Origin of the sequence: Yokenella regensburgei, from assembly GCF_051486985.1 — a bacterium.
Taxonomy (GTDB): domain Bacteria; phylum Pseudomonadota; class Gammaproteobacteria; order Enterobacterales; family Enterobacteriaceae; genus CBFFRJ01.
In genome coordinates this window covers 1-11196 of sequence record NZ_JAHVDV010000057.1, presented here as the reverse complement: position 1 = coordinate 11196, position 11196 = coordinate 1, and the positions used below count along the sequence as shown (strand labels likewise).

Sequence of the window (11196 nt, the reverse complement as noted above, 5' to 3'; positions counted from 1 at the left end):
AGTCCGGACCGTACTTCTTTATCCAGGCGTAAAGGCTGTGGGTGGTGATATCGAGACGTGTTGCAACACTGGAAACAGAATGACCGCGATCAATAACCTGTTTGACTGCTTCAATTTTAAACTCTTCGGGATAACGTTTACCGCTCATGAGCACCTCTCTTTAAGTCATCTTAAATGACTCTGAGGTGTCTGTTAAACCCGTGGCGATTCACCCCTTATAATCTGCATGTTCCAGCTCTCGATTGGATGATGACATCTACTGGCCTATGCATAAGGGCAGACTATTTTCCCAGATCGCTGTGCGTAGAGCCCGTCATTCCCTATAACTTAGGGCAACCAGAGTTTGCTTATAAGCAAAGGTTTTGTGGTAACACGATTTTCTTTAGTGCTACGAATATTGACTACTGCCAGGTGATACGGATCAAGCCCTATGTGTCACTTCAGGGTAGCGTGCAGAGATTCGACACCCAAAGCGATCGACTTCTTTAAAATACATCATCCTGAATTTAAGAATAAATAGGCATGGCGCGGTAGGATAAAACATAGGCTACAGGAAACTATCTATATAAATACATCTCAGCGGGATACAAATTTAACAGAAATAAATTATTGCCGTTAATGAATGCATTGTTTTAATACGGCATGGGTCATTTGAATTTTTTCATATATGTCAGGTGCAGCTTTTTTGTGGCTTCTGACTCTGTTAATTAGTAGTTGCCAGAAAATGGCAGGATTGTATCATCCTGCAGAGAACAGAACCGAGCCTAGGGAATGACCATGAAAGACGCGTGGCTGGATACGTGCTCCGCAACAATTCAAAACTTCGTTGAACGCGCGACGAGGTTAGAGCCAGATAATCTTGACCTGGAATTAGTCGAAAAAATTGATTTTGGCTGCCAGATTAACTTAAGCCTGAATTTTCGTATTGAAACGGAAAAAAATCATCAGGCAGGTAGAGTGCATGCCGGAAATGGAACGCTGGTGTTTAATCATGCCTTCCAGTATTCCGAAGCGCTGCAAGCGGAAACCAGCGCGGTCTTATCCCGTAAAGAAACGCTGCGCGAAGCGCGTGAGCATGTGCTTTCGCAGCCATACGGTGGTATGAAAAAAGAGACGGTTATCTATTCCCATCCTAAGCGACTCTGTTTAACGGAAAACTGCACGCAATGTAATGGTCGTGGGCAGGTGAGCTGTTCCTGGTGCTATGGTTCTGGCCGTGTGACCTGCACAAGCTGTGGGGGAAGTGCGCAGGTATTGGATCAGCGTAGCTATTATGATCACTATACAAAGCAAAATCGGGTAGAGAGCTATTACCGCACCTGCTCAACATGTTCAGGTGGGAGCGTGCGCTGTAGCCATTGTAGCGGCTCAGGTAATCAGCGCTGCTCGCCCTGTGACGGCACGGGAGAGACAACCCTCATCACCCGGCTACACACCGTCGCAGTACCTAATTACCACATGGTTTATTATCGTGAGGATGTCCAGACCTTCATCAAAGATGGTCTGTACAAAGCAGGCATTCCCGAGCTTGAACGTTATGGCACTATCGCGCTTACAGAGTCCACGTCGGATGAAGCGTTGCGCTGCGTTAACTTTACTTACAACGCTGAAATCCCGTTTGCCAGGTTTACCAGCCGGCTGCCGCTGACGCCGCCTGCTGAGCAGCCGATTCACTGGGTAATTTACGGGATCACGCCGCACATCCTGGATTCAGGCCACGTTATTGAGCGGATGCTAAAGAAAGATCTTGATGGCCTTGTCTACCAGTCCAGCACCGGGAAATTGCTCAACCCCCTTGTCGCGGCGTTTAGCCGTAAAACCGTCGCCACATTTATGGAGTCGGAGGCCCATCAGGAGATGCTGGATGCCAACCGGGCGGGGAAATCCGGCGAGATGCTCCGCGAAGCGATGAATCGTAGCGTGACTACAACCTATATCGATGAAGCTCTGACCAGTCTGAAGGCCATCACACGCGCCATCCAGAACTGGTCGGTGTTGAAGTGGTCATTTTTCAGCGCCTTTCTGATTTACCTGTTTATGCCGTTTTATACGGCTTATGGCCGTTTCTGGGTGGGCGACCCCGCAACGGGACACCTCTACCTGACCCCCTTTACCCGCTGGGATAGTCAACAAAGATTACTCACCTCCCTTGAGTTATTGGCCCGTTACTGTGGCCTGTTTATGGCCATTGCCGCCATTGTTATGGCGGTAGTGGGTTATTTATGGCGCAGGGGCTGGGTTCACTGGCGAATGGATTCACATCTGGCTGATTGGGCGGTCGATAAGAAGATTTTACGCAGCGGCTGGTTCGTCAGTTTGCTTTTGACGAGCCTCTTCACAACGTGCCTGTTAATGCTTTGCCCGATTTGGGTGACACATGAGGGAGTACTCTTCGGGCAGTATCCAATAAAAGAGTTACTTCAATGGATCCTTCAGTCGGTTAAGTAAAATAATAATATCTGGGCTCCCTGAATAAATCAGGGAGTTCTGGTTCTTCAGGCATGGCTTATTTTGTCACATTTCACGCAATAACCTTTTTAAAGTTATTACTATTTTGTCTGCACGTTAAAGCGCAAAACGATTAATACAAGGTCTGATAATCCCCTCAATTCTAAGGATAGAAACCCTGCCTCTCCCATGTTACGGTCTGCCCAAAGCAATCAGGGATCGTTATGAAAATTATATTGTTAAGGCACGGTAAGCCAGATATTGAAACCGACCACAAATACACTGCGGATAAAATGGCGCAATGGATTGCCGCGTATGACCACAGCGAAGTCAGCGAAGACCCGCCAGCGGAATTAATATCCTGGCTTTCAACGCATCACTATCCTGCCGTTGCCAGTCCCTTACCCAGAGCCATCACTTCATTAAACAAACTCGGCATTGAACCCACGGTTGTTGATCCTGATTTCAGGGAAGCGCAATTACCGTTGATCAATCTGCTCGGGCTGACATTATCACCTTTAACCTACGCATTCTGGTTACGGATACTCTGGCTTGCAGGATTTTCCGCAAAGGTTGAATCGCGCGCTCTGGCGCAAAAGCGAGCGGTACAGGCGGCAGATAAACTCATTAAGCTTGCGGAAAATAACCAAAGTGTACTGCTGATGGGGCACGGCATCTTCAACCGCATGCTGGGAGCGGAATTAAAAAAGGAAGGCTTTAGCGTGTCCGGGAAAACGGGTAAAGGCTACTGGCATGCCGTCACCTACGAAAAAAGTCACTGAAACCTGATGACATAGCGGCTCGAGTAAAAAACCACCTACTACGTGTTGTGTACGGCGTTGATGAATTTTTTGTGATTAACATCTCGTTTTTAAGTGATTTAATGGATCTAAAGGATCAAATAGATCTAATTTGTGTCACCTCCCAAACGCACGATAAGTCAGGTCATCAATGAAGCCCTTTGTCCATTCTGTTAGCGATCTTGTGACGAATATCCGTACCTATTGCCGCGAAATGGCGATTCATTCCGACAGCCCCATTTTCGATCAGGTGGGTCGGGTCAAATGTTGGTATGCCTGGCGAGAGCCTGAGACCACTGAATGGCTGTTTGCCCCCAGCAAATACATCGGTTATGCCGGGATGGACAAAGATTACTATGCCGAAAATTATCGGGATCTGGACGGCAAGATAACGGAAGTGAAGCTCAGTAAATTCTCTGCAGGGGTCAGCAAAAGCGACCATGCTATGCTGGAGAAAAAACTGGCAGAACGGCTGTTTTACATTCACCGTTCGCCGGGGAAATCGATCAAAATCCGCGTGGTGAATGATCCAGATAATGAGGTTCACATTCCGGGCAGTCAGCAACGTCCGGTCTTTATTCTGCCGTCAACGGATCTGGATTTTTATCGTCTGGTTCAAGAGCCTCGTCTCGCACCGAAGGTTACCAGCATTGCATACAGCGAAGAGAGCGTGAAGCTGGATTTAAGTTTTAACGACGACAGATATAGTGTCGCGCTTCAGCGCCAGAGCAACGGCAAATTTGTGGGTCATGCCGAACGCCATGACAACGTTCGCATCCCCGTTGAGGCATATGTACATCTCAGTGATGACGACCTGGAAATTGAGGGTACGAAATGGGTGGAAAACGGCAGCGACTACGCCTGGCATTTATCGGTCGATCGTAAACTGTTGTGATCGCATGCCCCATGTGGCACGGGATTGAAGGCGCAGACAACGGCGGGCCGCCGCAGTTAATTGCGCACGTCGTGAACCTGTTCACACATTCTCACTAAGCGCGATGAATTTTCTTTCAGGCTGGGTTGCTCGGGGGGGGCTTGGGCAACGATGCGCACGCTATGCTATTTTTCCTGGCTTTATAATGCCTTATCAAAACGCCCGCCAATGATATATTTTCCTCGCTCTACGAATATTTGCGTTAAGTAAATCTATCTCCTCAATTAGCCCTAAATTACAGCTTTTATTACACGATTACATATCTTGACATAGATGTTACTGATCGGTAATTATTACGTAACGCAATAAGTTTATTCTTATTTGAAGCTCGTTATTCCGGCCGCCCCATTTATTAACTCACTGTTATGTCGGGATAACATGAGAAAAATTATGATCAGCGGGTCTTTTAATCTTTCTTAAATAAAGGGCTCTTCAGGAAATGGGGATTCTTTCAGGTCGACACAGTTTTAACATCCTGCCTGCAATTATACTTTCTTTACCCTTTGTCATTTCTGTGACGACGGCTCAGGCGAGGGTGCCTTCGTCCTCCTCGCACTCTGCTTCTACCGATACCTCAACGGGCGGTTTATTTGCCGCACTACGAAGCACCATGCTCCGTCACCCTGGTCTCGCCAGTCAGCAGGCTCTTCTGCGTTCCAAAGAGGCCAACGCCGACAGTGCTCGCGCGGCACGTTTGCCAACGCTTGGTGCCAGCGCGGGGACGGGGCAAATTTCAGGTTACAATGATTCCAGTACGACCACGCTGAGCGTATCGCAACCGTTATGGGCTTTTGGGCGTATCGACAGTGCCATTGACTACGCTGACAATGACACCCTTGCTCAGCAAGCCACGGCCTGGGCTACGCGTCGTCAATTGCTGGAAGAGACCGCAGTGGCCTATGCGAATGTGCAGGGTGTTCGTGAGCGTCTTGCCGTTGCTGAGTCGAACGTTAACAACCATCAGGCATTGCAGGAACAGATCCAGCGCCGTGCGCAGGGAGGACTGGCTTCTTCGGCTGATGTCAGCCTGGCGAAGGCCCGAATGTTACAGGCGCGGGCCTCATTCGAACAGGCCAAATCGGACCTGCTCACCGCCGAGTCCACGCTGTTGTCCTTAACTCAGGAGCCTGTCGCAAGCGACCTGCCGATTCCTGGCAACATCCTCAAACTGCCTGCCGATAAGTCTATCCAGGAACAAATCCTTGCGCAGAGTGCGACCGTGCGCGCACGCGAAGCGGCGGTGACGCTTGCCGAAACCGATGTAGAACGTCAGCGTACTTCATCGCTGCCGACCGTCTCTCTGCAAGCCTCCCGCAATGACTACTCCGGTATCCCCAACCAGAGAAATAACAATACGATCAATATTGTTGTGAGCGGCAGTATGGAGGGGCTGGGGCTGGTGTCCCGCGGCCTCCAGAATGCGGCACTGGAACGCGTGGAGGCGGCACGACAGGATCTGGCCCAACAACGCCACAGTGAAGATATCCAGACCCGCCAGTTGCTTGATCAGCGTGAGGCTAACGAGACGCTGCTGGCCGGTTATGAGCAGTCGGTCCTTGAACTCAGCGACACGCTGGCATCGTTTCGCCGCCAGTACGAATCCGGCTACAAAAGCTGGCTGGATGTCCTCAACGCTGTGCGCGAATTAACCGAACAACAACAAGCGCTGGTATCGGTGCGATCGGCATGGCGGGTCGATTCCCTGCGCCTGGCCGCACGCACGGGCCGTATGGACGATATCACTGGCGCCCAGCCCACGGGCACACAATTAGTTAACACGTCTGCGAGCCAACCCTGATGATACCTGTTCCTCTCCCTGAATTACTGGCCTTGCTGGACAAGCTACACGCCCCGGTGAATAAAGCGGCATTAACGCAGGCGTATGCGCGTGCGCAGAGCGTACCTCCGGTGAACGATCGTCCACAGGATCAGGTGCGCGGTTTATTGTCGGACGCGGGCATGAAAGATGTCCGGCTGGCGTTACTTCCCTGGCGGCGTTTTGATCCCCGCCATCTTCCGGCGTTGATGTGGCACGACCAGACATGGTGGCTGGCCGAACGACACAATGAGGGAGGGAAAACCGATACCCTGACTCTGACCCGTGAGGGTGCTGAATCCCGAACGCTGGCGGTCGACGACATTGTGACCGGTGCGCCGGGTTCGGCTGCGGGTGACGAAACGGCTGTACTCTGGTTCAGCCTGGCTTCACACGTTCAGTCAGAAAATCTCTCTGAAAGCGAAAACCCGGCCATGCGCCTGGTCTGGCGCGAACTGTTGCGTGACCGCAGTTGGGTGTACCGGGTCGTCGCTGCTACGCTGCTGGTGAACATCCTGGCCATTCCCACATCGCTCTTCGCGATGCAGGTCTACGACCGTGTGGTTCCTACCCTGGCCTGGGCGACACTGACCACGCTGGTCGTAGGGATGGTGCTGGTTGTGGGTCTGGACTGGCTGCTCAAAACACTGCGCGCCCACATTATGGACAGCGTTGCCAGCAGCGTGGATAAACGCCTTTCCCAGCATGTCTATGAACACCTGCTGCACCTGCAACTCGACCAGCAGCCCGGCAGTCTGGGCACCCTGGCCGCGCAGGTAGGGGCGCTGGATTCGGTACGGCAGGTTTTCTCTGCCGGTCTGGTCTTCGGCATCGTGGATCTGCCTTTTGCCTTGCTGTTCATCGGACTTATCGGTTTGATCGGTGGGCCCGTAGGCTGGGTTTACCTCGGAATGTTGCCTGTCGCGCTGGCGCTTGGCCTGTACACCCGCATGCGCTTGCGCCGTCTTACTCGCCAGCAGATGCTGCGCAGCAATGAGCGTCTGGGCCTGTTAGTGGACAGTATTCGCGGGGCTGAGACTATGCGCGCCAGTCATGCTGGCTGGCGTTTTGCACAAGACTGGCAGACGCTCAGTCACTCCATCGCGGGCTACAGCATTCAGCAAAAATCGCTCAGCCAGTTCTGTACCAACACCACCGGCAGTCTGTCGACGCTGGCGTATGTCATGGGGATTGTGGTGGGCGTTTGGGGCGTAGAGGCCGGATATTTGACCACCGGAGGCATGGTAGCGTGCAGTATTCTGGGCGGGCGCGTCATCGGGCCGGTGAGCCAGGGCGTGCAGTACCTGATGCAGTGGCAGCAGGTCAAAGAAGCGCTGGATATGGTGAACAACCTGCTGCGTAAACCTACTGAGCGTCGCCCCGGACAGACGCTGTTGTTGCCCGATCGCCTGCCAGAACATATTGGTGTGGAAAAGCTGCGCTTCGCCTTTCCGCAGTCTCCGGTACAACAACTCAATATTCCCGCACTCAATTTTCATGCCGGTGAACGCGTTCTGCTGTTAGGACCCGTCGGCGGCGGTAAATCGACGTTGCTGAAGATCCTGGCCGGGCTGTATCGCCCCGGTGAAGGCCGCGTACGCCTGGGCAATGCCGATTTGTGGGAGATAGACCCCCAACTGGTTAGTGCTCAGATTGGCTATCTGCCACAAGCAGTACAGCTCTTCAAAGGTACGCTCAGAAGCAATTTGATGCTCGCAGGCGCAGTCAGCGACTCCACGCTGACGGAGGTAGCCCGCGATCTGGCGCTGGATCAGGTGGCTGCCAGTAATCCGATGGGTATGGATATGGCTATCAGCGAAGGTGGCTCGGGTCTCTCTGGCGGCCAGCGCCAACTGGTCGGCCTGGCGCGTGTACTGATGGCTCGTCCGCGTATCTGGCTTCTGGATGAACCGACGGCCTCGCTTGATGGCGAAGCGGAGACGCGTGTCTGGAAAGCATTACAAGCCAGGCTGCAGCCAGAAGATATCCTCATCGTCGCCACACACCGTCCAATGGCGGCCATTAATTTTGCTACCCGCGTGCTGGTCGTGCAGGAAGGGAGCGTCGTACGTGATGGTCCTCCAGACAAGGTGATGCCAGGACTGATGGCCCGTGCCGCTAGCCCGAGGCCTGGCGTTGAAGTCACGAACGTAAAAACACGCATGCCAGAAGTATCACATTCAGCAGGAGTCGTTCATGGCCGTTGAACTGTTTGACGATGAGGTCGCTGACGCCCCGCGCGTGCATCGGCTGGAAAACTACCACCGTAGCCGACTCTCAGCCGGACTTATCTGGAGCATCGTTGCTCTGGTGTTGGGTTTTGTCATATGGGCTATGTCTTTTCACATTGATGAAGTCGCACGGGCACACGGTGAGGTTATTGCCAGCAGCCGGGTGCAGATAATCCAGACCGTGGACGGTGGCGTCCTTTCCGAGCTGCGTGTCAAAGAGGGTGATCATGTTAAAGCGGGGCAGATTCTGGCTCGCCTCGATCCAACCCGCGTTGAGGCAGCTGCGGGTGAAGTGGACGCGCGGATCATTGGTCTCAGGGCGCGTATAGCCCGACTTCGCGCAGAATCAACGGGACAGTCCGCTCCCCAGTTCCCCTCTGATCCCGGTCCGGCATTACGCGAGCAGGCAGACATTGAACGCGCGCTGTTTGTGCAGCGCCGTCAGAGCCTGAAGGAAGATATTACCGCGCTGCAGACCGCCGTGAATTTAGCCAGTCAGAAGCTCAGCCTGGTGAACGGGCTTGAACGTTCTGGCGATGTTAGCGCCAGTGAGCGGCTTAACGCACAGCGCGAGCTTAATGAGGCTCGTGCCCGCCTGCTTGGTCGGCGCAATAAGTTTTTGGATGACGCGCGAGCCGATCTCACCAAGGCAGAAGATGACCTGGGCCAGACCCTGCAACAGATGGCCGGTCGTCGCCAGCAGGTGCACGATACCGTCTTTACGGCCATGGGGCCTGGGATAGTCAAAAACGTCCGCGTCACCACGCTGGGTGGGGTATTGCGTGCCGGTGATGAGATCATGCAGATCGTCCCGTCAGATGATGCCCTCATCATTGAGGCAAAGGTTCTGCCTGCTGATATTGCCCGCGTCCAGGTTGGACTGCCGGCCACGGTACGCCTCGATCCCTTCGATTACACCATTTACGGAGCATTGCAGGGGGAGGTGATTTACGTGTCGGCCGACACCCTTAAAGAAAACACACCACGTGGCGAGGAGATTTACTACCGCGTCCATGTTCGTTTGAAAAGCCATGCAGAAGGTCTGTCAGGCGGTCAGCAAGAAGGGCAGTTTGTGCGCAGCACGACCGGTCGCCAGCTTGACATCCTTCCGGGCATGACATCTCAGCTCGATATCCGTACCGGCGATCGCACGCTGATGGACTTTTTACTTAAACCTTTGCGTAAAACACTTAGTGAATCATTCCAGGAGCGATGACACCTCAGGTGGTCGTTGCAACTCGATTTACCTGTTCGCCCCAAATGGAGATAACACACAATGAAACCCGAGACCCAAATGACGTCACGCCAATATACCCTCAGTACCGGTAAAAGCCGCATCTCTCTGCAGGCCGGGCAGAATAATATTCACAAGGTCGCGCCGGGTGAAACGTACCGGGTGCTCAAACGCAAGGGCGATAACGATCAGGAAAAACTGGCCGATGACGTTGTAGCTTCGCGTCACGGGCAGGATCTGCAACTGGATTATGCCGATGGCACCACGTTGACCCTGCAAGACTGGTATACGCAAAGTGATACCAGCGTAACCCTGCCTGCTGATGGCACCTCTACCCAGGTGATGACGCCCGGTAGCACCGAAGGGGCGGCGTTAGCCGATGGCAGCCATGTTATTTATGCGCACGGTTCTCCGGACGCGCTGGCCAGCATGACCTCAGGCCACCCTGGGCTTGAAGGTATCTTAGCTGGTCTGCAGGATGGCTCGGTAGTGACTGGCCATCCGGTAACCTATCTCCCGCAATCGCACTCTTACGCGGGCTATCTCGCCGGCGCCCTCGGACTGGGTGGCGTGGTCGGGGTTGCAGTGGCAAGTGCCAACAAAGGGCATGACAATGGCGGCAAGCACGATAACGGTGGTGGAGAAGCCCCGGTAGAGAATTCCGTCCAGCTTAACTTTGTCGGTGGTCCGGCGCTCAGCAGTAACGATTTGAAAGTGGAGATTTATCAGGCCGATGGCAAAACGCTGATTGGCACGGGGAGTTTGGGGGCCGATGGCTCGGTCACCCTGTCCGCTGGCAGTTACAGCGGCGTGGTTATTGTGAAACTGGTCAACAGCGGCGGCGCTGCTGACTACCTGGACGAAGCCACAGGCGCGGGTAAAGACCTCTCTGCTCAGCTCTGGAGCATGGGTGTTATCTCTGGAAACAACAGTACCCTTGTGCTCAATATCAACGTGTTGACCACGCTCGCCTATACCAAGGCTCAGGAAGCCCTCGGTGGCACGGCTGACAATCCCGCTACCCTGAGCGCGACGCAGGTGGCCGATACAGCCTCGGCCATCGGCAGCCTGTTTGGTGTGGATAACATTTTGAACACCACGGTCACCGCCACCAACGGCGGCAGTTTTAATGCTGCCGATGGCCTGAGTGCCGGTGAAAAATACGGCCTCCTGCTGGCTGCCTTCTCCGGTGCGGAAGCCAACGCCGGTGCGACTACCCAGACAGTCCTGGACACCGTGGCTGCCGGAATCACACTCGGCAGCAGTAACAATCTGTCTGAGGGAGCGCAGTCGTTGCTGATTAAGGGCGCCGCGACCGCCAGTGATGCATCCGGCGGCCTCAGCCTCATTATTGATACGCACGCGCCTGTCTTTAGCAGCGCGACGACGTCCAATGTGAATGAGAACATCGGCGCAGGCAAGGTGGTCTGGACTGCTGTTGCTACTGATCCTAGCCAATTTAGCTACAGCCTGGGCACTAATGGTGACAGCGCACTGTTCAGCATTAACCCCTCCACCGGTGCGGTGACGCTGACCGGCAACCCGGACTTTGAAAGCAAATCCAGCTACAGCTTCACCGTTGTGGCCACCGATGCCGCCGGGAATGCCAGCAGCCAGACGGTCACGCTGGGTATTAATAACCTGGACGAGGTTGCGCCTACGATCACCAGCGGCACCACGGCCACGGCGATCAACGAGAACAGCGGCGCGGGTCAGGTGATTTACACCGCCAC

8 protein-coding genes are annotated in these 11196 nt (G+C 53.8%); 7 read left to right on the top strand and 1 reads right to left on the bottom strand.

What is annotated here, in order from left to right; genetic code table 11:
- The coding region (locus KXR87_RS22890) for a transposase (protein ID WP_437434437.1) at positions 1–148 on the bottom strand (148 nt) is incomplete at its 3' end.
- Positions 149–777: 629 nt separating this feature from the next.
- Here KXR87_RS22890 and KXR87_RS22885 point away from each other — a divergent pair.
- From KXR87_RS22885 to KXR87_RS22855, 7 genes are all read left to right on the top strand, one after another.
- Positions 778–2448 (top strand): zinc finger-like domain-containing protein, encoded by a 1671-nt coding sequence (locus KXR87_RS22885; RefSeq protein ID WP_437434487.1) that lies wholly within the window; start codon positions 778–780, stop codon positions 2446–2448.
- Positions 2449–2672: 224 nt separating this feature from the next.
- On the top strand, positions 2673–3230 hold the full coding sequence (locus KXR87_RS22880) for a histidine phosphatase family protein (RefSeq protein ID WP_437434486.1): 558 nt from the start codon (positions 2673–2675) through the stop codon (positions 3228–3230).
- Positions 3231–3399: 169 nt separating this feature from the next.
- Positions 3400–4143: a hypothetical protein gene (locus KXR87_RS22875; protein WP_437434485.1), complete on the top strand. Its 744-nt coding sequence runs from the start codon at positions 3400–3402 to the stop codon at positions 4141–4143.
- 574 nt (positions 4144–4717) lie between these two features.
- Entirely contained in the window at positions 4718–5980 is a 1263-nt protein-coding gene (locus KXR87_RS22870) for a TolC family protein (RefSeq protein WP_437434484.1), read from the top strand.
- Positions 5980–8205, top strand: a complete 2226-nt coding sequence (locus KXR87_RS22865) for an ATP-binding cassette domain-containing protein (RefSeq protein ID WP_437434483.1) — start codon at positions 5980–5982, stop codon at positions 8203–8205. Before KXR87_RS22870 ends, KXR87_RS22865 begins: the two co-directional genes overlap by 1 nt.
- Positions 8195–9445: an HlyD family efflux transporter periplasmic adaptor subunit gene (locus KXR87_RS22860; protein ID WP_437434482.1), complete on the top strand. Its 1251-nt coding sequence runs from the start codon at positions 8195–8197 to the stop codon at positions 9443–9445. Before KXR87_RS22865 ends, KXR87_RS22860 begins: the two co-directional genes overlap by 11 nt.
- Positions 9446–9523: 78 nt before the next feature.
- A partial coding sequence (locus tag KXR87_RS22855) for a cadherin domain-containing protein (RefSeq protein WP_437434481.1) occupies positions 9524–11196 on the top strand: 1673 nt, incomplete at its 3' end.

What these genes read in the sequence shown, in the direction of transcription:
- KXR87_RS22860 (WP_437434482.1), top strand. Translation starts at nt 8,195, where the DNA reads ATGGCCGTTGAACTGTTTGACGATGAGGTCGCTGACGCCCCGCGCGTG.
- KXR87_RS22875 (WP_437434485.1), top strand. Translation starts at nt 3,400, where the DNA reads ATGAAGCCCTTTGTCCATTCTGTTAGCGATCTTGTGACGAATATCCGT.
- KXR87_RS22865 (WP_437434483.1), top strand. Translation starts at nt 5,980, where the DNA reads ATGATACCTGTTCCTCTCCCTGAATTACTGGCCTTGCTGGACAAGCTA.
- KXR87_RS22880 (WP_437434486.1), top strand. Translation starts at nt 2,673, where the DNA reads ATGAAAATTATATTGTTAAGGCACGGTAAGCCAGATATTGAAACCGAC.
- KXR87_RS22885 (WP_437434487.1), top strand. Translation starts at nt 778, where the DNA reads ATGAAAGACGCGTGGCTGGATACGTGCTCCGCAACAATTCAAAACTTC.